We start from the raw sequence: 23,210 nt of genomic DNA on the forward strand, positions 1-23,210 counted from the left end.
CCCGTGCGTGCCGCACTGCTGCGGATCGGCACCCTGCTGATCTCCCTCGTCCTGGCGAGCGTGGTCGTGTTCGTCGTGCTCCGGCTGCTACCGGGCGACAGCGCGGGCACCTCGCTGGGCGTGGGCACCACCGCCGACCAGCTGGAGCAGCTGCGCTCCGAGCTGGGCACCGACCAGCCGGTGGTGACGCAGTACGTGCAGTGGCTCGGCCAGGTGGTCCGCGGGGACCTCGGCACGTCCTTCGTGTCGCGCCTCCCCGTGGCCGACCTGATCACGCAGAAGCTCCCGATCACGGTCCCGCTCAGCCTGGCCGCGTTCGTCATGGCCGCGCTCGTGTCGGTGCCCCTCGGCGTGTTCGCCGCGGTGCACCGGCGCGGGCCGGTCGGGGTGGCGGTGTCGGCGGTCTCGCAGCTGGGTGTCGCCGTCCCGGTGTTCTGGGTCGGTGTGCTGCTGGTGCTGGTGCTCGCGCTGCAGGCGCGGCTGCTGCCCGCCGGCGGGTTCCCGCGCACCGGCTGGGACGACCCCGCCGCCGCGGTGCGGTCGCTGGTGCTGCCCGTGGTCACGGTCGCCATCGCCATGTCCGCGGTCATGGTGCGGTACGTGCGGTCCGCGACCCTCGACGTGCTGGACCAGGACCACCTGCGCACCGCCCGGTCGCTCGGCTACGGCCGCTGGCACGCGCTGGCCCGGCACGGCCTGCGCGGCGCGGCGGTGCCGGTGGTGTCGATCCTCGGCATCGAGCTCGCGACCTCGCTGCTCGGCGCCGTCGTCATCGAGAACGTGTTCGCGCTGCCCGGCCTGGGCACGCTGCTGCTCGACTCCGTGAAGGCCCGGGACCTGCCCGTCGTCCAGGCGCTCGTGCTGGGGCTGACCGCCGTGGTGCTGGTGACGAACGCCCTGGTGGACCTCGCGCAGCGGGCGATCGACCCGCGCCTGCGCCTGTCGAAGGAGGTGGCGGCATGACCGACCTCACCACCGCCGTGCCCGCCGCGACGGGTGCCGCGGAGCCGAGGCCGCGCCGACGCGCCCGCCGGCTGCCCCCGTCGCTCGTCGTCGGGGCCGTGCTCGTGGGCCTCGTCGCGCTGGTCGGCCTGGTGTCGCTGGTCTGGACGCCGTACGCGCTGGACGACACCGGCGACGGCGCCCGCCTGGCGGGGCCGAGCGCCGCGCACTGGGGCGGGACCGACCGCCTCGGGCGCGACCTGCTCAGCCAGCTGATGGCCGGCGCCGGGAACGCGCTGGTCGTCGCCGTCGCGTCGATGGTCGTCGCCGGGGTGCTCGGCGTGACCGTCGGCGTGCTCGCCGGTGCGACCCGCCGGTGGGTGGACGTCACCCTGCTGTCCGCAGTCGACCTGCTCATCGCGTTCCCGACGCTGCTGCTCGCCATGCTGATCGTCACGGTCCGCGGCGCGTCGCTGTGGTCCGCGGTGTGGGCCATCGGCATCTCCGGGTCGGCGGTGATCGCCCGGGTGACCCGGGTGAACGTCGCCCGCGTGCTGCGCGAGGACTACGTCACCGCCGCGCACGCCGCCGGCACCGGCTGGTGGGGCACCGTCACGCGGCACGTCGTCCCGAACGTGTGGCCGACGCTGCTGGTGCAGCTCATGCTGCTCGGCGGCGGCGCCGTCCTCGCCGAGGCGTCCCTGTCCTACCTGGGGCTCGGCGCCCCGCCGCCGCAGGCGTCCTGGGGGCGGCTGCTGCAGGAGGCGCAGTCCACGATGCTCGTGCAGCCGTGGGGCGCGATCCTGCCCGGCGTCGCCATCGTGGTCACCGTCCTCGGCCTGAACCTGCTGGGCGACGGGATCCGCGAGCGCACCGACCCGAACCTGCGAGGTGACCGGTGACCGCGCTGCTCTCCGTCGACGACCTGCGGGTCGAGACGTCCACCGGCCGCACCCTGCTGGACGGCGTGTCCTGGTCGCTGGACGCCGGGGGCCGCCTCGGGATCGTCGGCGAGTCCGGGTCCGGCAAGTCGCTGACCGCCCTGGCGGTGCTCGGGCTGCTGCCCGAGGGGATGCGCGCCACCGGGCGGGTGCTGCTCGACGGCACCGACCTGCTGACCCTGCCGCCGCGGGCGCTCGGCCGCGTCCGGGGCGCGCAGGTCGCGATGGTGTTCCAGGAGCCGCTGACCGCGCTCGACCCGCTGATGACCGTCGGTCGGCAGATCACCGGCCCGCTGCGGCTGCACCGCGGGCTGCGCGGGTCTGCGGCCCGGGACGAGGCCGCGCGACTCGCCCGGCTCGTGCACCTCACGGACACCGAGCGGATCCTGCGGTCCTACCCGTGGCAGCTGTCCGGCGGGCAGCGCCAGCGCGTCGCCCTGGCGATGGCGCTGGCCTGCGAGCCGCGCGTGCTGCTCGCCGACGAGCCGACGACCGCCCTCGACGTCACGGTGCAGGCCGAGGTGCTGGACCTGCTGGACGACCTGGTCGACCGCACCGGTGTCGCGCTCGCGTTCGTGTCGCACGACCTGCCGGTGGTCGCCCGCGTCGCCCGTGACCTCGTCGTCATGCGCGACGGCCGCGTCGTCGAGCGCACCACCGTCGCGGACGCCCTGGCCGGGGGCGAGGCCGCCTACACCCGGGACCTCGTCGCGGCGGCGCGCGCCGTCACCGGCCTCCCGACGCCGACCCGCACCGCCCCGGAGGACGCCCGATGAGCACCCCCACCCCCGCGCGCACCCCCGTGCTGGAGGCCGTCGACGTCGCCCGGACGTTCGGCAGCACCCGGGCGCTCGACGGCGTCTCCGTCCGGGTCGAGCCCGGCCGCAGCATCGGCATCGTCGGCGAGTCCGGCTCCGGAAAGTCGACGCTGCTGCGCCAGCTGCTCGCCCTCGACTCGCCGACGGCGGGCGAGGTCCGGTTCCGCGGGCAGCGCCTCGACCGCCGGGACCGCGGGCTGCTGCGGCGCCTGCGCGCCGACGTGCAGCCGGTGTTCCAGGACCCGCGGTCCTCGCTGGACCCCCGCATGCGGATCGGTGCGGTCGTCGCCGAGCCCCTGCGGTCGCTGAAGGTCCCCGGGGACCACCGCGCCCGGGTCGTGGAGGTGCTGGCCTCCGTCGGCCTCGACCCCGAGGTCGCGTCCCGCTACCCCGCGCAGTTCTCCGGCGGGCAGCGGCAGCGCATCGCCATCGCGCGGGCCCTCGCGCCGTCGCCGTCCGTGCTGGTCGCCGACGAGCCCGTGTCCGCGCTCGACGTGTCCGTGCGGGGGCAGGTCGTGGACCTGCTGCACGGCCTCGCGGCCACCCAGGGGCTGACGCTGGTGCTGGTGTCGCACGACATCGCCATCGTCGGGCGGCTGTGCGAGCGCACCGTCGTGCTGCACCACGGCCGCGTGGTCGAGGAGGGCCCGACGGCGTCGGTGCTCGCCGACCCGCAGGACGCCTACACGCGGCGGCTGCTCGCGGCGGTGCCGCAGCTGCCGGTCGGGTGACCGGGCCTCAGTCCCACCAGCAGAGCAGCGCCGCGTACCCGTCCGGGACGTCGAACGGCTCCAGGTCGCGCTTCGGGCCGCGCTCCCGGACGTCGTCGGGCGCGTAGTCCTCCGGGAACCACGACCGCACGGTCTCCGGGTCCGCGGTGGTCACGACGACGACCTCCTCGGAGAACGGCCAGAAGTCCGGGTCCTCCGCCTCCAGGACGACGACCCGCACGTCCGCCACCTCGGGGCGGTCGCGGACGGACTCCAGCACCGCGCGCACCTGCTGCGGCGTCGGCGCGTCGTCCTCGTCCTCGCCGGCACCGGTGAGGACGACGTTGCACAGGATCGACCCGGTGTCGTCGTTGCCGTCGAAGAACTCCGCGAGCGTCAGCACGGGGGCGGGTACGCCCTCCGCGCCGACCTCGCCGCCCCGCCCCACCCGCTCGTGCACCCGCTGCGTCGCCGTCGTCATGGGTACGACGGTACGGGGCCGCTGGTCGACGCTGCTGCTCAGCGGCGCGGCTTCGGCTCCGGGACCGGCTCCGTCCCCGACGCCCGGGCGGCCCGCTGGGCCTCGCGCGCCTCCGCCTGCCGGCCCGCCTCGGCCCCGGAGGCGATCTCCGCGCGCACGTGCTCGGGCCCGTAGCCGAACGCGTCGACGAGGTCCTGGGCGTGCGGGCGCAGCCGGAGCAGCAGGCGCTCGATGTACGACGTGACCGTGCGGGCCCGCCCGGCGGACAGCCGCCCGTTGACGAGGAACCACGCGAGGTCCCGCTCGATCAGCGTCAGCCCGAACAGGTCGCGCAACCAGGTCAGCACCTGCTTCGTCCCCGCGTCCGGGACGGTGTCGAGGGCCCGGGTGAACGCCTCCCACTGCAGCAGCTCGGCGTGCGCGCGGGCGGCCTGGACGAGCTCGTGCTGGTGGGCGTCGAACAGCGACGCGGCGACCTCGGGCGATGCCTTGCGGGCGGGGCGCAAGGCCTGCGCGAGCTCGGCGACCATCGTGGACACCCGGTCGGCGAGCAGGTCGCGCTGGGTCTCCGGGTCGCGGAGCTGCCCGGCGGAGCGGCGCGCGTCCCCGGCGTCGACCAGCGTCTGCACCGCCCGGGCGAGCGGCATCCGGTGCAGCGCGGCGTCAGCGACCTGCCCGGCGACGAGCCGCGCGATGTCGGCGGGGTCCCCGCCGACCTGCTGGGCGTACCGGGTGAGCAGCCGCTTGCCGACGAGCTGGTAGAGCACGGTGTTGTCGCCCTCGAACGTCACGTAGACATCCAGGTCGGCGCGCAGGGACGTCAGCCGGTTCGCGGTGAGGAACCCGGCGCCGCCGCACGCCTCCCGGCAGGTCTGCAGCGTGCGCAGCGCGTGCCACGTGGAGGTCGGCTTCAGCGCGGCGGCCAGCGTCTCGAGCTCCTCGCGGGAGTCCGGGGTGTCGTCCCGGCCGGAGAACACGTCGTCGAAGGCGGCGAGCAGGTGCTCGTGCGCGAACGTCGCCGCGTACGTCTCGGCGAGCAGCGGGAGCAGGCGGCGGCGGTGCTCGCCGTAGTCGAGCAGCACCACCTCGTCGGTCGGGGACGACCCCGCGAACTGGCGGCGCTGGTTGCCGTACGTCACGGCGATGACCAGACCGAGCTTCGCGGCGTTCACGGCGGCGCCGTCCAGGGACACCCGTCCCTGCACGAGGGTGCCGAGCATGGTGAAGAACCGGCGACCCGGGCTGGCGATCGGGGAGGAGTAGGTGCCGTCCTCGGCCACCGCGCCGTACCGGTCGAGCAGGTCGGTGCGCGGGACGCGCACGTGGTCGAACCACAGCCGGCCGTTGTCGATGCCGTTCAGCCCGCCCTTGAGGCCGTCGTCCTCGCCGCCGACGCCGGGCAGGAACTCCCCCGTCGCGGCGTCGCGGATCGGTACGTAGAACGCGTGCACGCCGTGGTTCACCGGGCGCGGGTCGTCCGGCCCCTGGGCGACGAGCTGCGCGAACACCACCGCGGCGGTGCCGTGCTGGCCCGCGTTGCCCAGGTAGTCCTTCCACGCCGCCCGGTACGGGGTGTGCACGACGAACTCGCCCGACGCCGCGTCGTAGGTGGCGGTGGTGGCGATGCTCGCGACGTCCGAGCCGTGTCCGGTCTCCGTCATCGCGAACGCGCCGGGGACGGCCACCGACATCGCGTCGGGAAGGTAGGCGTCGTGGTGCCGCTCGGTGCCCAGGTGCAGGATCGCCGAGGCGAACAGCCCCCACTGCACGCCCGCCTTGATCTGCAACGACGGGTCGGCGGCGACCAGCTCCTCGAACCGGGCGAGGCTGCCGCCGTGGTCGTCGGCACCCCCGAGGCGGGTCGGGAACGCCCGCAGCACGTCGCCCTCGGCCGCGAGGGTCCGCAGCTGGTCGAGCACCCGCGCCCGGTGCTCGGACACGGGCAGGCCCTCGACGCGCTGGAACCGGGGGTCGGCGACGACGCCCCGCGCCCCGCGGCGCAGGTCGGCGTACCGGCCGAGCAGGACGTCGGTGAGCGCGGGCACGGCGACCCGCGGCTCATCAGCGGCGCGGTCGCGGGCGTGGCCGGCGCCGGTCGGGCGGACGGTCGCGACGGGGCTCGCGGCGGTGACGGGGTCGGGGGCCGCCGGGCGCTCGGCCCCGGTGGGGGCGTCGGCGGGGCGGGCGTCGGTGGTGGTCATGCGTGCTCCCCTGGGGTCGGTGCGTCCTCGTCGACGCGGTCCTGGGTCAGGTGCTGCTGGTCGTTCCCGTGCTGGTCGTGCTGGTGCGCTCGCGGGACAGGACGGCGACCGGCCCGGCCCACAGCCAGGCGGCCACCCGCCCGGCGACGTCCGCGCGCGGCTCGCGCGCGGTGGTGTCGTCCCCCCCGAGCCACCGCTCCCCCGCGCCGCGGACGAAGCCGACGGCACCGGCGGCCCACAGCCGCGCCCACGCGGCCTCGGGTCCGTCGTCGTCCACACCGAGCGCGCGGACGAACGGGTCGGCGACGAGCTCGGTGACCGAGTCGAGGAACACCCCGACGGCGCCGCCCCGCGTGACGAAGGCGTACACGTGGGGCGAGGACTCGATCATCGCGAGGTAGGTGTCGACCATCCCGCGCAGCGCGTCGCGCGGGGTGGCGGCGCCGGTCGCGGCCTCGTCCAGCGCGGCCCGGATGTCGGCGACGACCGCGGCCGCGACGGCGAGCTGCAACCCCTCCTTGTCGGTGAAGTACCGGTAGACGATGGACTTGGACGTCCCCGCCGCCGCGGCGATGTCGTCCATGGACGCGCCCGGACCGCCGTGGTGCACGAGCTTGCGGGCGACGCGCACCAGCTCGGCGCGGCGGGCCTCGCGGTGGTCGTCCCACCGCGTGGAGCGGCCGTCCTCCGTCGCCGTCGACGGGTCCTGGGTGATCGGGGTCACAGAACCGACGGTATCAGGTACTGTGAGTTTCGGGCAGTGAGACAAGGGACCGAGGTCCCACGCCACGAGCGACCATGCACCACCGACGACATCGACGACGATGCGGGAGGACCCCCACATGGCACCCACCACCTCCGGGCCGCACGGCCCCGAGACGCCCACGACCCGGCGCGCCGTGGTCGTCGGCGGCAACCGGATCCCGTTCGCCCGCGCCGGCGGGGCCTACGCCCGGGTGAGCAACCTCGACATGCTCACCGCCGCGCTCGACGGCCTCGTGGCCCGGTTCGGGCTGCAGGACGAGGTGCTGGGCGAGGTCGTCGCGGGCGCCGTGCTCAAGCACAGCCGCGACTTCAACATGACCCGGGAGGCCGTCCTCGGCTCCCCCCTGTCCGCCCGCACCCCCGCGTACGACCTGCAGCAGGCGTGCGCGACCGGCCTGGAGGCCGTGGTGTCCGTCGCCAACAAGATCCGGCTCGGCCAGGTCGAGTCCGGCGTCGCCGGGGGCGTCGACTCCGCGTCCGACGTCCCGATCGCCGTCAGCGAGGGCCTGCGCCGCACCCTGCTGACCCTGGCCCGCGCGAAGACCGTGCCGCAGCGCCTCAAGGCCGCAGCCGCGCTGCGCCCCGGCGACCTCAAGCCCGCCACGCCCCGCACCGACGAGCCCCGCACCGGGCTGTCCATGGGCGAGCACCAGGCGCTCACCACCGCGCAGTGGGGCATCACCCGCGAGGCGCAGGACGAGATCGCGCTCACCAGCCACCAGCGGCTCGCCGCCGCCTACGACGCCGGGTTCTTCGACGACCTCGTCACCCCGTACCGCGGGCTGGTCCGGGACCAGAACCTGCGCGCGGACACGTCGCTGGAGAAGCTCGCGAAGCTCAAGCCCGCGTTCGGCACCCGCCTCGACACCCCCGCGACGATGACGGCGGGCAACTCGACGCCGCTCACCGACGGGGCGTCCACCGTGCTGCTGGCGTCCGACGACTGGGCGCAGGCGCACGGCCTCACGCCGCTCGCCGCCGTCGTGGACGCGGAGACCGCGGCCGTGGACTTCGTGCACGGCGAGGACGGGCTGCTCATGGCCCCGGTGTTCGCCGTCCCCCGGCTGCTCGCCCGCCAGGGCCTCACCCTGGAGGACCTGGACTACGTCGAGATCCACGAGGCGTTCGCGTCCACCGTGCTCACCACGCTCGCCGCGTGGGAGGACAAGGAGTTCTGCGTGACCCGCCTCGGCCTGGACGACGCCCTCGGCACCGTCGACCGCGACCGGCTCAACGTGCACGGCTCCTCGCTCGCGGCCGGGCACCCGTTCGCCGCCACCGGCGGCCGGATCGTCGCCACCGTCGCGACCGCGCTGCACCGCCGCCGCGCCGAGCTGCTCGCCGCCGGGGAGGACCGACCCGTGCGGGCCCTGGTGTCCGTCTGCGCCGCCGGGGGCCTCGGCGTCGCCGCGATCCTGGAGGCGGCGTGATGACCAGCACCGACCGGTACCTCGACCTCGTCAACTCCGGCGTCACGCAGAAGATCGCGAAGCAGCTCGGCCTGCCCCGCCCGGCCCGGCTGCGGCGCGCCGCCGACCGGCGACCCGGCGCCCCGCTGGTCGACGGCCCCGTGCTCGTCCTCGGCGACGGGCCCGACGCCGACGCGCTCGCCCAGCTGCTGTCCGGGACCTCGCCCGACCGCAAGGGCTGGGACCTGGACGTCCGGCGGCACGCCGCCGAGGGCACCCGGTTCGCCGCCGTCGTCCTCGCGCTCAGCGAGGTGCAGCACCCGGGCGACCTCGCCGCGCCCCTGCTCGCGCTCGGCCCGGTGCTGAAGACGCTCGCCCCGGGCGGGCGGGTCGTCAGCGTCTCCCGGCCCGCGCGCCCCGACCACGCGCCCGCGCTCGCCGCCGCCCGGCAGGGCGTCGACGGGACCGTGCGCTCCGTCGCGAAGGAGCTGCGCGCGGGCAGCACCGCCAACGGCGTCGTGGTCGCCGACGACGTCCCCGTCACCGCACCCGGCGTGCTCGGCGCCCTGCGGTTCCTGCTGTCCGCGCGCTCCGCCTACGTCGACGGCCAGCTGCTCGCCGTCGACTCCGCCGCCGGGTCGCTGCCCGCCGACTGGGACCGCCCGCTCGACGGCCGGGTCGCCGTGGTCACCGGCGCCGCCCGCGGCATCGGAGCCGCCATCGCCGAGACCCTGGCCCGCGACGGCGCCACCGTCGTCGCGGTCGACGTCCCCGCCGCGGGCGAGGCCCTGGCCGCCGTCGCCAACCGCGTGCACGGCACCGCCCTGCAGCTCGACGTCACCGCCGAGGACGCCGGGGCGCGCCTCCTGGAGCACGCGCTCACCCGGCACGGCCGCCTCGACGTGGTCGTGCACAACGCCGGGATCACCCGCGACAAGCTGCTCGCCAACATGACCCCCGACCGGTGGGAGGCCGTCCTCGCGGTCAACATCGCCGCGCAGCTGCGGATCAACGAGGCCCTGCTCACCTCGGGGGACCTCACCGACGCCCCGCGCATCGTCGCGCTCGCGTCCACCTCCGGCATCGCGGGCAACCGCGGGCAGAGCAACTACGCCGCCTCCAAGGGCGGCGTCATCGGCATGGTCCAGGCGACCGCGCCGCTGCTCGCCCCGTTCGGCGGCACGGCGAACGCCGTCGCCCCGGGGTTCATCGAGACGGACATGACCGCCCGGATGCCCACCCTCACCCGGCAGGTCGCCCGGCGGCTGTCCTCCCTGCAGCAGGGCGGGCTGCCGGTGGACGTCGCCGAGGCCGTCGCGTTCCTCGCGTCCCCGCCCGCCGGGGGCGTCGTCGGGCAGGTGCTGCGCGTCTGCGGGCAGAACATGGTCGGCCGGTGAGCGCCCCCGACCCCGCCAGGTCCGAGGAGCGGCTCGCCACCTCGCCCGCGCTCGGCGGGCTCTACGCCCGCGCCGGGCTCGCCGCCGCGCGCGACGCCGTCACCGCCCCCGTCCGCCGGGTGCTCGGCGGCACCGGCGACGAGCCGGCGGACCTGCCCGTCCGCACCCTCCGGCTCGACGACCTCCGGCCCGACCCCGCGCACCTCACCGCCTACCAGCACCTGCTCGGCGAGCCCGCCGCCGACGCCCTGCCCGCCGGGTACCTGCACGTCCTCGCGTTCCCCCTGACCACCGCCCTGCTCGTCCGGCCCGACTTCCCGCTGCCCGCGCTCGGGATGGTGCACCTCAGCAACCGGGTGGAGCTCCGCGAGCCGGTACGGCTCGGCGACCGCCTCGACATCCGGGCGTGGGCCCAGGACCTCCGGCCGCACCCCACCGGGACCCAGGTCGATCTGGTCGCCGAGGTGCGCCGGCACGGCGCCGCTTCCGGCTCGCCGGCGGCATGGCACGGCGTGTCCACGTACCTCGCGCGCGGGGTGCGACTCGGCGACCAGGCCGGGGACACCGCCCGACCCGCGCGCGAGCGGTTCGAGGCACCCTTACCGACCGGGCGCTGGGCGCTCGACGCCGGGGTCGGACGCCGGTACGCGGCGGTGTCCGGGGACGCCAACCCCATCCACCTGCACCCGCTGTCCGCGCGCGCCCTCGGGTTCCCGCGCGCCATCGCGCACGGGATGTACACCGCCGCGCGGGCGCTCGCCGACGTCGGCGCCCGGCGCGGCGACACCTACGCGTGGGACGTGGACTTCGCGGCGCCCGTGCTGCTGCCCTCGACCCCCGTCGTGCGGGTCGCACCCGCCGACGACGGGTGGGACGTCACCGCGTGGGACGCCCGCCGGGGACGGCTGCACCTGCGCACCCGGGTGCGGCCGCTGGGGTAGCGTCCGCTCAGTGGAACAGGGCGGCTCCGGCGTGTCCCCGCCGGGTGCGACGCTGGGGGCATGGCCACCCCGCACGAGGACGTCCTCGACCCGTTCACCGGCACGCTCGACCCCGAGGGCGACTACGACCGGCTGCTGCTCGCGGGCCTGGACCTGGCGGGGGCGGACGCGGAGAGCGCCCGGGTCATCGAGTGCCTGCTGCGGGGCTGCGACCTGGACGGCGCGGTCCTCGACCACGCGCACGTCGTGGACACGACGCTGGCCGAGTGCCGGGCCGGGACCCTGCGCGCCCGGTCCGGGTCGTGGCGCGACGTGACGCTGTCGGGCTGCCGCCTCGGCGCGCTGGAGGTGTACGGCAGCTCGTGGGACCGGGTGACCGTCGAGGGCGGCAAGGTCGACTACCTGAACCTCCGGGACGCGCGCCTGCAGGACGTGCGGCTGGTGGGGTGCACGATCGGTGACCTCGACCTCGCGGGGGCGCGGGCGCTGCGGGTCACGCTGGAGGACTGCCGGGTGGGGCGGCTCGACGTGACGCGGGCGCAGCTGCGGGAGGTCGACCTGCGCGGGGCCGACCTGTCCGGGCTGGACGGCACCGCGGGGCTGCGGGGCGCGGTGATCAGCCGCGAGCAGCTGCTGGACCTGGCGGACGCGCTGGCGGACCAGCTCGGGGTGGTCGTGCGCTGATCCTGCCGGGTCGCCGCACGGGGGTCACCCCCTGCGCGGCCCCCGTGCGGCTGCGCGTCGCCAGGGCACCGGCGTCAGTCCTCGACGGCCGGCCCGCAGGCCGCGGCCGCCGTGGCGGCGATCGCGTCGATGCCGGTCACGGCCGGCCGCGGCCGGGTGTCCCCCGCGACGGCCCAGCAGCCGTCCACGACCTCGTAGGCCGCGCGCGGCCCGTCGGTGACGTAGGCGCGCAGCCCCGCGACCAGTCGGTCCACGGCCTCGGTGGTGGTCCCGACGCCGACGGACGCGCGGATCGCCCCGCCGGGCACGCCGACGCGCGCGAGCAGCGGGTGGGCGCAGAACCGGCCGTCCCGGACGCCGATGCCGTGCTCGGCGGACAGGTACGCGGCGACGAGGCCGGAGTCGTGCTCGCCGACGGTGAACGACACGACGCCCACCGGGTCGGCGGAGTCCGACCACAGCCGCAGCACCCGCACGCCCGGGATGTCCGCGAGGCCGTCCAGCAGTCGCGTGCGCAGCGCGTCCTCGTGCGCGGCGAGCGCCCCGGTCGGGAGCGCGGCGAGGGTGTCGCAGGCCTGGGCGAGCGCGACGGCGCCGAGCACGTTGGGCGAGCCGCCCTCGTGCCGGGCGGGTGCGGGCTGCCACAGGGCCCGGTCGGTGCGCACGTCGCGCACGGCGCCGCCGCCCGCGAGGTACGGCGTCCCCGCGTCGAGCCAGTCGCGGCGGCCGACGAGCGCGCCCGCGCCGAACGGGGCGTAGGTCTTGTGCCCGGAGAACGCCACGTAGTCGACACCCGAGTCCGCGAGCGAGAACGCCCGGTGCGGCAGCAGCTGGGCGCCGTCGACGGCGACCCGTGCCCCGGCCTCCTGGGCCAGGGCGACGACCGAGGTGATCGGCAGGGCCTCGCCGGTGACGTTGGACGCCCCGGTGAGCGTGACCAGCGCGTACGGCTGCCGCGCGAGCTCGTCGCGCAGCGCCGTGAGCGTCCCCGCGACCGTCGGCGCGGCCGGCACCACGGTGGCCGTGCGGCCCGAGCCGCGCACCGACCGCACCCAGGGCAGCAGGTTCGCGTGGTGCTCGATGTCGAGCACCAGCACCCGGCCGCCGTCGGGGACGCAGCCCGCGAGCAGGTTGAGCGCGTCCGTGGTGTTGCGGGTGATGACGGCGACGTCGTCGTCTCGAGCCCCGGCGAACCGGGCGACCGTGGCCCGCGCCGACTCGTAGAGCGCGGTGGACAGCTGCGACAGGTACCCGGCGCCGCGGTGCACGGACGCGTACAGCGGCAGCACCTCCACGACGCGGGCGGCGACCGCCTCCAGCGCGGGCGCGGACGCCGCGTAGTCGAGGTTCGCGTACGGCACCTGGCGGCCGTCGACGAGCGGGACCAGGGTGTCGGCGCCGACGACCGGGAGCAGCGCCCGGTCGGCGGTGGTGGCGCAGGACGTGGTGGCCGGGAAGGACATGGGACTACCCCCGACGGATCGGTGGGGGCCCGGGTACGGCCGGGTCACCCCGCGCTTGCCGGACGCCGGACGGCGGACGGCCAGGTCGTCACCCGGGGCACCCCGCCGCGGAGGGAGGGTTGCCGGCCAGCGAGCCGGGGCTTCGCGCTGGCGCTCATGACCTGGTTCGAGGATGGGTCGGGCGCCCGCGGCCTGTCAACCGGTGTCCAGCACGCGGCCGGGGTGAACCCCGGCTGGACAGGCGCCCACCCCGCTCCCGACGATGGCGTAGCATCGCCGCACCATCCAGAGCGGCCGAGAGATCTGGCTCGTCGACGCCGCAGCAACCCGCGGTCCGCGGACCCCACCCCCACCGGTGGGCCCGGACCGGCCGAGGGTGCTTCCGCCAGGTCCGATGGAGGAGAGGGACACCCATGACCGACGACCGCCTGCGCTACCGGCTGCTGACGGGACCCGACGACCGCTCGTTCTGCGAGCGGGTCAGCGCCGCGCTGGACGAGGGCTACGTGCTGCACGGCGGCCCCGCCGCGACCCACGACGGGGAGCGCGTGATCGTCGCGCAGGCCGTCGTCCTGCCCGCCGGCACCACCGGCACGACCCCGGTGCGGCCGCTGTGAGCGCCGCGCTGCCGACCCCGTACGCGGGCGACCTGACCCCGCGCGAGGCGTGGGACCTGCTGGCGACCGACCCGCGCGCCCTGCTCGTGGACGTCCGCACCGACGGCGAGTGGCGCACCATCGGCGTGCCCGACACCGCGGACCTCGTGGGGGACGACGCCGACGAGCGCACGGCGTTCGTGCAGTGGACCGACGCGTTCGGGCGGCCGAACCCGGCGTTCCTCAACGACCTCGCGGCGGTGGGGCTCACCGCGGACGAGCCGCGCCCCGTGGTGTTCCTCTGCCGGTCCGGCGTGCGCTCGGTCGCGGCCGCGACGACCGCGACCGCCGCCGGGCTCGGACCCGCGTACAACGTGATCAGCGGGTTCGAGGGCGACGTCGGCCCGGACGGGCAGCGCGGCCACTGGGGCTGGCGCGCCGAGGGCCTGCCCTGGCGGGAGGCGTGACCGGGGCCCCGGGCCCGGCGGACTGGCGCGACGGGCGGCTGCCGCGCGCCACGCTGCGCCCGGACACGCTCGCCGTCCGCGGCGGGACGGTGCGCTCCGAGTTCCAGGAGACGTCCGAGGCCCTGTTCCTCACCCAGGGCTACGTGTACGAGCGCGCCGCGGACGCCGAGGCGGCGTTCGCCGGGGAGGCCGACCGGTTCCTGTACTCCCGGTACGGCAACCCCACGGTGTCGTCGTTCGAGGAGCGGCTGCGCCTGCTCGAGGGCGCCGAGGCCTGCTACGCCACCGCGTCCGGCATGTCGGCGGTGTTCACGGCCCTGGCGGCGCTGGTCCGCTCCGGGTCGCGGGTCGTGGCGGCGCGGGCGCTGTTCGGGTCGTCCGTCGTGATCTTCGACGAGATCCTCGCGTCCTGGGGCGTGCGCACCGACTACGTCGACGGCCACGTGCCCGAGCAGTGGGAGGCCGCGCTCGCCACCCCCGCGGACGTCGTGTTCTTCGAGACGCCGTCCAACCCGATGCAGGACCTCGTGGACATCGCGACCGTCAGCCGGCTCGCGCACGCCGCCGGGGCGGTCGTCGTCGTGGACAACGTGTTCGCGACGCCGGTGCTGTCCCGGCCGCTGCCGCTCGGCGCGGACGTCGTCGTGTACTCGGCGACCAAGCACATCGACGGCCAGGGCCGGGTGCTCGGCGGAGCGATCCTCGGCTCGGACGCGTTCGTGCACGGGCCCGTGCAGACCCTCATCCGGAACACCGGCCCCTCGCTGAGCCCGTTCAACGCGTGGGTGCTGCTCAAGGGCCTGGAGACGCTGTCCCTGCGGGTGCGGCACCAGACGGCGTCCGCGCTGACGCTCGCGACCTGGCTGGAGCAGCACCCCGCCGTCGCGCAGGTCCGGTACCCCTACCTGCCGTCGCACCCGCAGCACGCGCTGGCGCTCGCGCAGCAGGACGGCGGCGGCACCGTGGTGACGTTCGACCTGCGGGTGCCCGCGAGCGCGACGCCGGACGTCGCGAAGAAGGCGACCTTCGGGGTGCTGGACGCGCTGCGCGTGGTCGACATCTCGAACAACCTCGGCGACGCGAAGTCCCTGGTCACGCACCCGGCGACCACGACCCACCGCAAGCTCGGCCCCGCCGGGCGCGCGGCGGTCGGCATCGCCGAGTCCACGGTCCGCCTCTCGGTCGGCCTGGAGGACGTGCGCGACCTCCGCGACGACCTCGCCCAGGCCCTGGCAGCGCTCACCCCGTAGCCCCGGGGCGCGAGGTCGAGGGTTTCCCGCGACACGCCGGGCCGACACGCCGAGCCTGGGCGGGAAACCCTCGACCTCGCCGGGTGCCCGGCCGGATCACGGGGCGCCGGTGTGCGCCGCGTCAGGCGTCAGGTCGCGACCGCGACCGCCGAGTGCCGAGTCCCGACGGCTGAACGCGCGCGAGCTCGGAGCAGGCGCCATGGAGCGCGAGCACGCACGTCCCAGCCCGCAGCGCTCGGACCTACTCAGGGCCGAACGTCCCACTCATTCAGACGGCGTGCTGGTGTCGTCGGCGTTGTTCGTTCGTGCCGATCCCCGCTGCTGCCGCAGCGCCCGACTGACGGAGGCCCTGAGTGGCAACCTGGAGACATCGCCTCACAACGCGGGTCAGGAGTGCGCGGGGCGATTCCGGCTACGTGCTGGCGTCGGTGATCGGGATGATGTCGGTGCTGCTGCTGATCCTGCCGATGCTGCTCGCCGCCACCACGATGTCCATCGGGTGGTCGACCGCACAGCGTGCGGCGATCCAGGCGAGCGCCGCGGCAGAGGCCGGCATCGCCGAGGCCCGGGCCGTGCTCGCCTCGGGGGACTGCTGGTCACGCGCTCCGGGCGGCACGCTCACGTCGACGGTCACCCCCACCGGTGAACCGCTGGCCTACGAGGTCGAGATCCGACCGAAGGCGGCTGGATCCCTCACCGAACCGACCACGGCCGCGTGTCCGACCACCTCGGGCGCGCTCTACACCGAGTCGGTGACCATCGTGGCGACCGGGCACGCCAGCACCCCGGGAGTCGGGAACTCCTCGGGCGACACCCGCACCATGCAAGCGGTCGTGGATGCGCAATACCCCGCTCCACCAGGATGGGTCGATTACCAGGGGTACCCGTTCTCCGTGTACTCCGAGCGGGACATGACCAGAATGCCAAACTCTGAGTCGAACTTTAACCCGACGATCGATCTTGAGACACGCATCTTGGTGGGCGGCGACTTCACTTGCGGATACCCGAGCGCCACCGGGGCCTACGGCAACTCGCACACCTACGTCCTGGGCGACATGACCGTCGACGAATTACCCTCCACACACGGGGACCAATGCGGTCCGGTAAGCGGCGGCAGCAGCCTGGTAAGCGCTTCGGCGATGCGCATCGGGGGCGACCTCAACTTGGACAGCGAATTTCGGCTTTTCCGGAAGCTTGTGTGGGTTGACGGCTCCCTGCGCGCGAACCACCCTCGGGCTCTCTCGACGGGTTTCAGCAGTACCGTCATCGTCGACGGCGACCTCATTCTTGATAATTTCTACGGGGTGACCGAGAGCACCTCTGTGAGATACGTCGTCGGAGGCGATCTCGTCGTCAATGCGCGCTCGTCCCGCGACCGGTATACGGACAAGGCAATCGCCATACCGAGCGACTCGAGCTTGTCTGTCGTGGTCGGCGGGCAGCTGAGGGGGACCTGGGCGGACGCCTGGCAGGCGGAAGCCGAAGCCGACGACAAGTTCGATCTCACGGTTGGGGTGGGTAAGGAGGCGGCGCTCTCCACCGGCCCTGTCGCGCCTGAGTTCCCGGCAGAGCTCCTGGACCCGAGCCTCATGCGTTGGCGCGCCGACGCACCCCACCTCCGAGGTGGTGACGAACTCCAGGACATGGACTGGGACACTGCTCTGGAGGCGGCTTCGTCCGGAACCCTCTCCGATTCTTGCGTGCTGTCCGGTGAACTGGTCTTCACGGTCACCACCGGGACCCGCATCGACACACGTACAACCTGCCCCACAGGCTTGGTGTTCGACGGCGACGTCACCTTCGACCTGCAGGGCGACCTGGTGCTGCTGATCGCCGGCCTCACGCAACGCGGAAGCACCCAGGTCGTCGCCCCCAGCGACGGGTTCAGCGCGCTTTACGTGGTCGAACCCTGGCCCGACGCCCCCGGCGCGACCTGCGACGACAACGGCGCCAACGGAATCCACCTCGAGAGCGGCGCTTTCTCGCATGTCAACTACGAAGACGTGCGCAAGTCCTCAGCAGTCGTCTTCTACACCGCCGGCGAGCTCCGCCTGGGCGAGAACTTCCCCGCGCAGCTGTGGACGAACTCCCACCGGATGATCGGACACTGGTACGGCTGCACGGTAGAGATCGCCGACCGCACGGGGACGGGCAAGGTTCCCTACCTCTCTGCGCCCTTCGCCCGCAGCAGCGCGCCCTCGACACCCAGCGGGCAGGAGCCGACGTGGGTGCTGGTCAGCGTTCGCGACACCTGACTTCATAGCAGTTCGAGGCCGAGCAAGACACGTCACGCAGGCGCGTCGACTGGGAGCATGAGGCCCACGGACTGAAGCCGCGCGCGCCCGGAGAGGGCCGCACCGCTCCCCAGCGGGTGCAGGACGACGCCGTCGACCCTGGCGCGGCGGGCGAGCTCCTCGACCTCCGCTCGCAGGCGGTCCGGGGTCGTGACCACGCGGGTGTCCGCCGGGGACCAGGTGAGCCCGGCGAGGGCGTCCAGGTACTCGAGCTGCGACCGCTTGCGGCGCGCCACCCGGTCGTCGGCCGCGAGCACGACGTCCAGATCCAGCAGCACCCGCACCTCGGCGCGGTCCCGGCCAGCGGCGGCGACGGCGTCCTCGACCAGCGCGACGACCCGGGCCAGCGCGCCGACCGACGGCACGGCGACCGAGAACGCGAGCCGGATGACGTCCGCGGTGCGCGCGGCCACGTCGATGGCGGACTCGGAGCCGGGCCGCGCCTCGACGGTGCGGACGCCGTAGGCGGGCTCACCGACCTCGACGGTCACGGGCACAGCCAGGGCCGGGACGACGGCGACCGGCGCAGCGGCGCGCGGCAGGACCGGGGCCTCGAGGTCCGTGGGCGGTGCGGGGTGCCGACGCAGCGCGGCGCGAGCGCGGGCGGCGGGGAGCAGGGACGACGGGTGGGCGGCGGACGCGGCGACGCGGTCCAGCACGGGCTGAGCCATGGGGTGTCCTCGGGCGTGAGGCGGGGTGCACGCGAGGGCCGTCCGGCCGCGGGCGCGCGAGGTCGTCAGCTCAGCGACAACACACCCGGCTCAGGAACACGCGAGGACCTTAACCGCGCGACCCGGACCGGCACCACGGGGTGTCCACATCCCGGGCGAGGGTGTCGCCCTACAGTGCCTTCCCGAAGCACAGCGTCTCCGGGTGGTCGGCCCACGGCCCGTACGGCGTGATGGCGTCCCACCCGAGCGAGCGGTAGAGCGCGACGGACTCCGGCTGCCGCACGCCGGACTCCAGCACCAGCCGGGTCAGCCCGAGGGCGGCGGCACGGGCCTCGACGGCGAGGACCAGTGCGCGACCGAGCCCCCGGCCGCGCGCGCCGGGGGCGACGTAGAGCCGCTTGACCTCCCCGGTGCCGGCACCGTGCCCGGGCGCGGCGTCCCGCAGCGAGACGCACCCGACCGGCGTGCCGTCGTGGTGCACCACCAGGGTCGTGAGCATCCCGTCGCCGGTGATCGGCTCGGTGTCCTCGTCGCCGTACCGGTCCGCGATCTCCCGCTCCTGGGCGGCGCGCAGCGCTGCCGCCGCGGCGTCGTCCCAGGGGACCTCCGCGACGGCGGGCATCTGCCCCACGGTCAGGAGACCAGCGCGCGCATCACCGAGGTGAAGAACCGCAGCCCGTCGGTGCCGGAGCGGGGACCCTGCCCGCCGTCGGGGCCGAACCCGGCCTCGACCGCGTGCTCGGGGTGCGGCATGAGGCCGACGACGTTGCCCCGCTCGTTGGTGATCCCGGCGATGCCGCGGCGCGACCCGTTGGGGTTCCAGCCCTCGTAGCGGAACACCACGCGACCCTCGCCCTCCAGCTCGTCCAGCGTGCGCTCGTCGGCGACGTACTGGCCGTCCTGGTTCTTCAGCGGGATGGTGATGTGCTCGCCCTGCTGGTAGTCCCCGGTCCACGCCGTGCGGGTGGACTCGACGGAGAGCACCTGCTCGCGGCAGACGAAGTGCAGGTGGTCGTTCTTGATCATCGACCCGGGCAGCAGGTGCGCCTCGGTGAGGACCTGGAAGCCGTTGCAGATGCCCAGGACGGGCATCCCCTTGCCGGCGGCCTCGACGACCTCGCCCATGACGGGCGCGAACCGGCTGATCGCCCCGGCGCGCAGGTAGTCGCCGTAGGAGAACCCGCCGGGCAGGACGACGGCGTCGACGCCGCGCAGGTCCGCGTCCGCGTGCCACAGGGCGACGGGCTCGGCACCGGCGAGGCGCACGGCGCGCGCGGCGTCGCGGTCGTCCAGGGTGCCCGGGAAGGTGACGACGCCGATGCGCGTCATCAGGCGAGGCCCTCGGAGGCGACCGTGGCCGCGGCGTCCGCCTCGGCGTCGGCGACGCGGACGACGTCCTCGATGACGGGGTTGGACAGCACCTGCTCGGCGGCGGCCGCGGCGGCGGCCAGCACCTCGGGGGTGACCGGCCCGTCGACATCGAGCTCGAACCGCTTGCCCTGGCGGACGCTGGTGAACTGGCCGAAGCCGAGCCGCGGCAGCGCCCCGGCGACGGCCTTGCCCTGCGGGTCGAGGATCTCCGGCTTGGGCATCACATCGACGACGACTCGTCCCACGGGTTGGCTCCCTGGTTCGCGGCGGTGGGGTGGATCACAGCCTACCGACCGCGGACGGGTGCTCGGTGCGCGCGCCCGTCAGGCGGCGCGGACGACCCCGACGTACGCGTCCTGGCCGCTGGTGAGGTAGGCCATCACCGTGCGGTTGTCGGCGCGCGCGAGGTCGACGGTGTAGCCGACGACGACCATCGCCCACCCGCGGTCGAGCAGCGCGTCGAGCCAGTCGTCGTCGTGCTCCGCGACCAGCTCGGTCTCGTCGCCGACCCACAGGGTCGCCCAGCCGCCCGCGGCGGTCAGCGACGCCCGGTAGTCCGAGATCTCGGCCAGCCGCTCCCCCGTGTGCGGGCCGAGGCCGAGCGCGGCGGAGAAGTGGTCGAGGCGGGCGAGGGCACCGGCGTCGGCGGACGTGGGGTGCACCACCCAGCACGCGACGGGCCGGCCGTCGCGGGGGTGGAAGCCGAGGGCGGTCCGTCCGGCGAAGCCGTGGGGGGCGAGGACGCGCAGGTCAGGATGCATGGCTCTCCGACGTTACGACCCGGTACGCAGGACGTCAGGTGGGGCCGGGGTGGTAGCACCCAGGCCTCCACGCCCCGCCACCCGTTCGGGGGACGAGACCGCTCCGTCCACCCCCCGGACGGGCGCGCCCGGCGGGATGTCGACGCCGGACGGCAGGTACGGCCCTCGCGGCAGGGCGGCCCGCGTCGTCACGATGACGCCCATGGACCTCTCCCCCGACGCCGCCCTGGTCGTCATCGACGTGCAGCAGGGCTTCCTCGACCTCGACTTCTGGGGCCCCCGCGACAACCCCGCCGCGGAGGCGAACGTCGCCGCGCTCGTCGCCGCGTGGCAGGGCTCCGGCCGGCCGGTGGTGCTGGTGCAGCACGCGTCCCGGAGCTCGCCGCCGCTGTTCGACGGCACCCCCGGCTACGCGTTCCAGGACGTCGTCGCCGACGTCGACCCGGCGCTGCTGGTGCGCAAGTCCGTGAACTCGGCGTTCTACGGCACCCCGGACCTGCGGGCGTGGCTCGACGCCGCCGGCATCCGGCAGGTCGTGCTCTGCGGGATCCAGACGAACCAGTGCGTCGAGACGACGGCGCGCATGGCGGGCAACCTCGGCTACGACGTGCTGGTGCCGCTCGACGCCTGCCACACCTTCGACCTCGCGGGCCCGGACGGGACCGTGCTCGCCGCCGCCGACCTGGCGCGCGCGACGGCGGTCAACCTGCACGGCGGCGGCTTCGCCCGGGTCGTCGCGACGGCGGACCTGGTCGCGTCGGCGTAGCCGGTCTCAGAACGTCCGGTGCGTCCACCGCCCGCCCAGCAGCGTGGCGGCGACGGGCATCTCCCGCAGCGGCGTCCCGGCGACCAGCGGGTCGGCGTCGAGCAGCACGAGGTCGGCGGGCGCGCCCACGGCGAGCTCCAGCGGCTGCCCGTCGGTCGAGGACCGCAGCGCGGTGAGCAGGTCGAGCCGCTGCTCGGGGTGCCAGGGCTCCCGCCCGTCGCGGGTGCGCTCGACGGCGGCGGCGACGGCCTGCCAGGGGTCGAGCGGGGCCACGGGCGCGTCGGAGCCCATGGCCAGCCGGACGCCGGCGGCGGCGAGCGAGGCGAGCGCGAACGCCCGGTCGGTGCGCCCGGCCCAGTGCCGGTCGGCGACGTCGCGGTCGTCCATGGCGTGCTCGGGCTGCACGGACGCGGTGACGCCGAGCTCCACGAACCGGGCGACGTCCTCGGCGACGAGCAGCTGGGCGTGCTCGACGGAGCCGGTGGCGCCGGACGCGGCGAACGCGTCCAGGGCGAGGGTGTTGGCGTGGTCGCCGATGGCGTGGATCGCGCAGGTGAGGCCCTTGCGGTGCGCGTGCGCCATCAGGGGCACCAGGTGCTCGGGCGGGACGGACAGGATGCCGAACCGGTCGTCGCCGGTGAGGTCGGGGTACGGGTCGTGGCAGAAGGCGGTGCGGGTGTTCAGCGAGCCGTCGGTGACCACCTTGAGCGGCCCCTGCTCCAGCAGCCCGCCGGTGCCGACGACGACGTCGCCGCTGCGCAGGTCCTCGGCGAGGACCTTGTCGAGGTAGGACTCCCAGACCCCCGCCCGCACGCGCAGGGTGTCGGTGCCCGCGGCGATGCGTCGCCGCCAGGGCCCGAGGTTCTCGGTGATCTCGAGCTCGACCACGCCGACGACGCCCCGCGCGGCGGCGGCCTGGGCGGCCTCGGCGACCCACCGGTCGGCGAGGTCGTCGGGCACGTGGTCCACGACCGACGCGAGCGGCAGCCACTCGGTCTCGCGCAGCAGGCCGGTGGGGTGCGCGGCGACCCCGGCGTACCGCAGACCGGCGGTGCTGAACCAGGCGCAGTGCAGGTCCCCGGACACGAGGATCACGGGGGTGTCGCCGACGGCGGCGTCGAGCAGCGCGGCGGTCGGCTCGTCGGGCCACAGCCCGTCGCGGAACCCGTAGCCGACGAGAGCCGTCCCCGGGGTGAGTGGCCCGGCGGCGAGCCGGTCGAGCACGATCCGCACGGCGTGGGCCGCGGAGGTCGCGGCGGACACGTCGAGCCGCTGCCGGGCGAGCGCCCACTGCGTCATGTGGGTGTGGGCGTCCCACAGGCCGGGCAGGACGGTGCGCCCGCCGGCGTCGACCTGCTCGACCCCGGACCCGGCGGTGCGCGCGAGGTCGGGGCCGACGGCCTGGATCCGACCGTCGCGCAGCAGGACGTCGACGGTGCGGGGCGCGCCGAGCAGGCGCGCGCCGAGCAGGACGAGGGGGGTGGTGCTCACGGGTCGCGGGTCCTTGTCGTTCGGCGGGGTCGTGCGGGGCGGGGTGTCAGCCGTCGGTGGGGCGGCGGGCGAGCTCGGCCCGCATCGCGGCGGCCAGGCCGGGGTGGGCGTAGTGCGGGTCGTGCTCCAGGGCCACGGCGACGCGCTCGGCGACCTCACGGGGCTTGTCCTGACTGAGCTTCGCCTTGGCCTGGTAGCGGGTGACGTGCATCCGGATGCCGACGGCGCCCGGGGCGATGCGCCGGGCGTAGCCCTCGACGTCCGGCATCGTCACCGGCTCGGGCATGGGCGCCTCGTACCGGTCGACGGTGGCGCCCATGACGGCGTAGGAGTCCTCGGCGTCGAGCAGCTCGACGGTGCCGTACAGGTGCACGGCGACGTAGTTCCACGTGGGGACGGCGGGGCTGTAGCCGTACCAGCCGGGTGAGACGTACCCGTAGGGCCCCTCGACGACGAGCAGGTGCTCGCGGGTGCCGTCGACCTGGTGCAGCAGCTCGTCGGGGCGTCCGAGGTGGCTGAGCAGGGTGAGCGGTGCCGCGGGGGTCGCGAAGCGGTCCGGCAGCCCCCGGGCGTCGCGCGCGGGCCGGGGCGCCGCGGCCGGGCCCGCGGGTCCGGCGCCGGAGGGCAGGCGGACGTCGTCGGCGAGCAGCACGGGCAGGTGCGAGACCACGGGCCCGTCGTCGGTGACCGAGACCAGGCTGGCCCAGCCGTGCTCGCGCACCAGGTCCCGGACGCGCACCTCGTCGGTCAGGACGTAGTCGGTCGTGTGGATCACGCCGCCCATCGAACCA

23 protein-coding genes, 1 pseudogene and 1 riboswitch are annotated in these 23,210 nt (G+C 75.3%); of the genes and pseudogenes, 13 read left to right on the forward strand and 11 right to left on the reverse strand.

Annotated elements, in window-relative coordinates:
* The first annotated feature begins 3 nt into the window (after positions 1–3).
* Genes EBM89_RS02265 through EBM89_RS02280 form a run of 4 tightly spaced genes read left to right on the forward strand, consistent with a single transcriptional unit; the run spans position 4 to position 3,432 of the window.
* The gene (locus EBM89_RS02265; RefSeq protein ID WP_122147839.1) at positions 4–963 is read left to right on the forward strand and encodes an ABC transporter permease; all 960 of its coding nucleotides are present in this window, start codon (positions 4–6) and stop codon (positions 961–963) included.
* Complete coding sequence (locus tag EBM89_RS02270) at positions 960–1,844, forward strand: ABC transporter permease (protein WP_122147840.1); 885 nt, start codon at positions 960–962, stop codon at positions 1,842–1,844. The genes EBM89_RS02265 and EBM89_RS02270 overlap by 4 nt, the downstream gene beginning before the upstream one ends.
* On the forward strand, positions 1,841–2,659 hold the full coding sequence (locus EBM89_RS02275) for an ATP-binding cassette domain-containing protein (protein ID WP_122147841.1): 819 nt from the start codon (positions 1,841–1,843) through the stop codon (positions 2,657–2,659). Before EBM89_RS02270 ends, EBM89_RS02275 begins: the two co-directional genes overlap by 4 nt.
* Positions 2,656–3,432: an ABC transporter ATP-binding protein gene (locus EBM89_RS02280; RefSeq protein ID WP_122147842.1), complete on the forward strand. Its 777-nt coding sequence runs from the start codon at positions 2,656–2,658 to the stop codon at positions 3,430–3,432. Before EBM89_RS02275 ends, EBM89_RS02280 begins: the two co-directional genes overlap by 4 nt.
* Positions 3,433–3,439: 7 nt before the next feature.
* Here EBM89_RS02280 and EBM89_RS21765 read toward each other — a convergent pair whose 3' ends face one another.
* The 3 genes from EBM89_RS21765 to EBM89_RS02295 are packed head-to-tail and all read right to left on the reverse strand — an operon-like array spanning position 3,440 to position 6,817.
* Positions 3,440–3,892, reverse strand: coding sequence for a YfbO family protein (locus EBM89_RS21765; RefSeq protein ID WP_199731944.1), 453 nt, complete (start codon positions 3,890–3,892; stop codon positions 3,440–3,442).
* A gap of 38 nt (positions 3,893–3,930) precedes the next feature.
* Complete coding sequence (locus EBM89_RS02290; RefSeq protein WP_122147843.1) at positions 3,931–6,093, reverse strand: acyl-CoA dehydrogenase family protein; 2,163 nt, start codon at positions 6,091–6,093, stop codon at positions 3,931–3,933.
* Positions 6,094–6,139: 46 nt separating this feature from the next.
* Positions 6,140–6,817, reverse strand: coding sequence for a TetR/AcrR family transcriptional regulator (locus tag EBM89_RS02295; RefSeq protein ID WP_233571485.1), 678 nt, complete (start codon positions 6,815–6,817; stop codon positions 6,140–6,142).
* A gap of 118 nt (positions 6,818–6,935) precedes the next feature.
* On the opposite strand from EBM89_RS02295, the gene EBM89_RS02300 reads away from it, so the two are divergent.
* From EBM89_RS02300 to EBM89_RS02315, 4 genes are read left to right on the forward strand one after another with little or no spacing between them, the layout of a single operon-like run.
* A complete protein-coding gene (locus tag EBM89_RS02300) occupies positions 6,936–8,288 on the forward strand; it encodes an acetyl-CoA C-acetyltransferase (RefSeq protein ID WP_233571486.1) in 1,353 nt (450 codons plus the stop codon).
* Positions 8,288–9,664, forward strand: a complete 1,377-nt coding sequence (locus EBM89_RS02305) for a 3-oxoacyl-ACP reductase (protein ID WP_122147871.1) — start codon at positions 8,288–8,290, stop codon at positions 9,662–9,664. Before EBM89_RS02300 ends, EBM89_RS02305 begins: the two co-directional genes overlap by 1 nt.
* Positions 9,661–10,605: a MaoC family dehydratase gene (locus tag EBM89_RS02310; protein ID WP_122147845.1), complete on the forward strand. Its 945-nt coding sequence runs from the start codon at positions 9,661–9,663 to the stop codon at positions 10,603–10,605. Before EBM89_RS02305 ends, EBM89_RS02310 begins: the two co-directional genes overlap by 4 nt.
* 60 nt (positions 10,606–10,665) lie before the next feature.
* The gene (locus tag EBM89_RS02315) at positions 10,666–11,289 is read left to right on the forward strand and encodes a pentapeptide repeat-containing protein (protein ID WP_122147846.1); all 624 of its coding nucleotides are present in this window, start codon (positions 10,666–10,668) and stop codon (positions 11,287–11,289) included.
* 74 nt (positions 11,290–11,363) lie between these two features.
* On the opposite strand, the gene EBM89_RS02320 is transcribed toward EBM89_RS02315, so the two are convergent.
* Positions 11,364–12,752, reverse strand: coding sequence for an aminotransferase class V-fold PLP-dependent enzyme (locus tag EBM89_RS02320; protein WP_122147847.1), 1,389 nt, complete (start codon positions 12,750–12,752; stop codon positions 11,364–11,366).
* A 46-nt stretch (positions 12,753–12,798) separates the two neighbouring features.
* Positions 12,799–12,914: riboswitch (SAM riboswitch) on the reverse strand.
* Positions 12,915–13,165: 251 nt separating this feature from the next.
* Here EBM89_RS02320 and EBM89_RS02325 point away from each other — a divergent pair.
* From EBM89_RS02325 to EBM89_RS02340, 4 genes and pseudogenes are all read left to right on the forward strand, one after another.
* Positions 13,166–13,333 (forward strand): annotated as a pseudogene (locus EBM89_RS02325) (DUF1737 domain-containing protein); the annotation flags it as partial.
* 32 nt (positions 13,334–13,365) lie between these two features.
* On the forward strand, positions 13,366–13,815 hold the full coding sequence (locus EBM89_RS02330; protein WP_233571487.1) for a rhodanese-like domain-containing protein: 450 nt from the start codon (positions 13,366–13,368) through the stop codon (positions 13,813–13,815).
* Positions 13,812–15,065, forward strand: a complete 1,254-nt coding sequence (locus EBM89_RS02335) for an O-succinylhomoserine sulfhydrylase (protein WP_122147849.1) — start codon at positions 13,812–13,814, stop codon at positions 15,063–15,065. Before EBM89_RS02330 ends, EBM89_RS02335 begins: the two co-directional genes overlap by 4 nt.
* Before the next feature lie 446 nt (positions 15,066–15,511).
* Positions 15,512–17,320, forward strand: a complete 1,809-nt coding sequence (locus EBM89_RS02340; protein ID WP_147463423.1) for a hypothetical protein — start codon at positions 15,512–15,514, stop codon at positions 17,318–17,320.
* Positions 17,321–17,352: 32 nt separating this feature from the next.
* Here EBM89_RS02340 and EBM89_RS02345 read toward each other — a convergent pair whose 3' ends face one another.
* The 5 genes from EBM89_RS02345 to EBM89_RS02365 form a co-directional block, all read right to left on the reverse strand.
* Positions 17,353–18,030 carry an LLM class flavin-dependent oxidoreductase gene (locus EBM89_RS02345; protein WP_122147851.1) on the reverse strand — a complete coding sequence of 226 codons (678 nt, stop codon included), beginning with the start codon at positions 18,028–18,030 and terminating at the stop codon, positions 17,353–17,355.
* Between the two features lie 169 nt (positions 18,031–18,199).
* Positions 18,200–18,652 carry a GNAT family N-acetyltransferase gene (locus EBM89_RS02350; RefSeq protein ID WP_147463424.1) on the reverse strand — a complete coding sequence of 151 codons (453 nt, stop codon included), beginning with the start codon at positions 18,650–18,652 and terminating at the stop codon, positions 18,200–18,202.
* 11 nt (positions 18,653–18,663) lie between these two features.
* A complete protein-coding gene (gene purQ, locus EBM89_RS02355) occupies positions 18,664–19,359 on the reverse strand; it encodes a phosphoribosylformylglycinamidine synthase subunit PurQ (RefSeq protein WP_122147853.1) in 696 nt (231 codons plus the stop codon).
* The gene (gene purS / locus EBM89_RS02360) at positions 19,359–19,646 is read right to left on the reverse strand and encodes a phosphoribosylformylglycinamidine synthase subunit PurS (protein ID WP_122147854.1); all 288 of its coding nucleotides are present in this window, start codon (positions 19,644–19,646) and stop codon (positions 19,359–19,361) included. The genes purQ and purS overlap by 1 nt, the downstream gene beginning before the upstream one ends.
* 78 nt (positions 19,647–19,724) lie before the next feature.
* Positions 19,725–20,162 carry a hypothetical protein gene (locus EBM89_RS02365; protein WP_122147855.1) on the reverse strand — a complete coding sequence of 146 codons (438 nt, stop codon included), beginning with the start codon at positions 20,160–20,162 and terminating at the stop codon, positions 19,725–19,727.
* Positions 20,163–20,364: 202 nt separating this feature from the next.
* On the opposite strand from EBM89_RS02365, the gene EBM89_RS02370 reads away from it, so the two are divergent.
* Positions 20,365–20,928 (forward strand): cysteine hydrolase family protein, encoded by a 564-nt coding sequence (locus EBM89_RS02370; RefSeq protein ID WP_122147856.1) that lies wholly within the window; start codon positions 20,365–20,367, stop codon positions 20,926–20,928.
* Positions 20,929–20,934: 6 nt separating this feature from the next.
* Here the strand turns inward: EBM89_RS02370 and EBM89_RS02375 are convergent, their stop codons facing one another.
* Together EBM89_RS02375 and EBM89_RS02380 are read right to left on the reverse strand one after the other, a co-directional pair.
* Complete coding sequence (locus EBM89_RS02375) at positions 20,935–22,419, reverse strand: amidohydrolase (protein ID WP_122147857.1); 1,485 nt, start codon at positions 22,417–22,419, stop codon at positions 20,935–20,937.
* Positions 22,420–22,465: 46 nt separating this feature from the next.
* Positions 22,466–23,194 (reverse strand): FMN-binding negative transcriptional regulator, encoded by a 729-nt coding sequence (locus tag EBM89_RS02380; RefSeq protein ID WP_233571488.1) that lies wholly within the window; start codon positions 23,192–23,194, stop codon positions 22,466–22,468.
* Positions 23,195–23,210: the final 16 nt, after the last annotated feature.

The organism is Cellulomonas triticagri, assembly GCF_003696205.1.
In the GTDB taxonomy this organism is placed as follows: domain Bacteria; phylum Actinomycetota; class Actinomycetes; order Actinomycetales; family Cellulomonadaceae; genus Cellulomonas; species Cellulomonas triticagri.

Coding starts and splice junctions, on each gene's coding strand:
- EBM89_RS02270 (WP_122147840.1), top strand. CDS start 960: ATGACCGACCTCACCACCGCCGTGCCCGCCGCGACGGGTGCCGCGGAG.
- EBM89_RS02280 (WP_122147842.1), top strand. CDS start 2,656: ATGAGCACCCCCACCCCCGCGCGCACCCCCGTGCTGGAGGCCGTCGAC.
- EBM89_RS21765 (WP_199731944.1), bottom strand. CDS start 3,892: ATGACGACGGCGACGCAGCGGGTGCACGAGCGGGTGGGGCGGGGCGGC.
- EBM89_RS02290 (WP_122147843.1), bottom strand. CDS start 6,093: ATGACCACCACCGACGCCCGCCCCGCCGACGCCCCCACCGGGGCCGAG.
- EBM89_RS02300 (WP_233571486.1), top strand. CDS start 6,936: ATGGCACCCACCACCTCCGGGCCGCACGGCCCCGAGACGCCCACGACC.
- EBM89_RS02305 (WP_122147871.1), top strand. CDS start 8,288: ATGACCAGCACCGACCGGTACCTCGACCTCGTCAACTCCGGCGTCACG.
- EBM89_RS02315 (WP_122147846.1), top strand. CDS start 10,666: ATGGCCACCCCGCACGAGGACGTCCTCGACCCGTTCACCGGCACGCTC.
- EBM89_RS02320 (WP_122147847.1), bottom strand. CDS start 12,752: ATGTCCTTCCCGGCCACCACGTCCTGCGCCACCACCGCCGACCGGGCG.
- EBM89_RS02345 (WP_122147851.1), bottom strand. CDS start 18,030: ATGGCTCAGCCCGTGCTGGACCGCGTCGCCGCGTCCGCCGCCCACCCG.
- EBM89_RS02350 (WP_147463424.1), bottom strand. CDS start 18,652: ATGCCCGCCGTCGCGGAGGTCCCCTGGGACGACGCCGCGGCGGCAGCG.
- purQ (WP_122147853.1), bottom strand. CDS start 19,359: ATGACGCGCATCGGCGTCGTCACCTTCCCGGGCACCCTGGACGACCGC.
- EBM89_RS02365 (WP_122147855.1), bottom strand. CDS start 20,162: ATGCATCCTGACCTGCGCGTCCTCGCCCCCCACGGCTTCGCCGGACGG.
- EBM89_RS02370 (WP_122147856.1), top strand. CDS start 20,365: ATGGACCTCTCCCCCGACGCCGCCCTGGTCGTCATCGACGTGCAGCAG.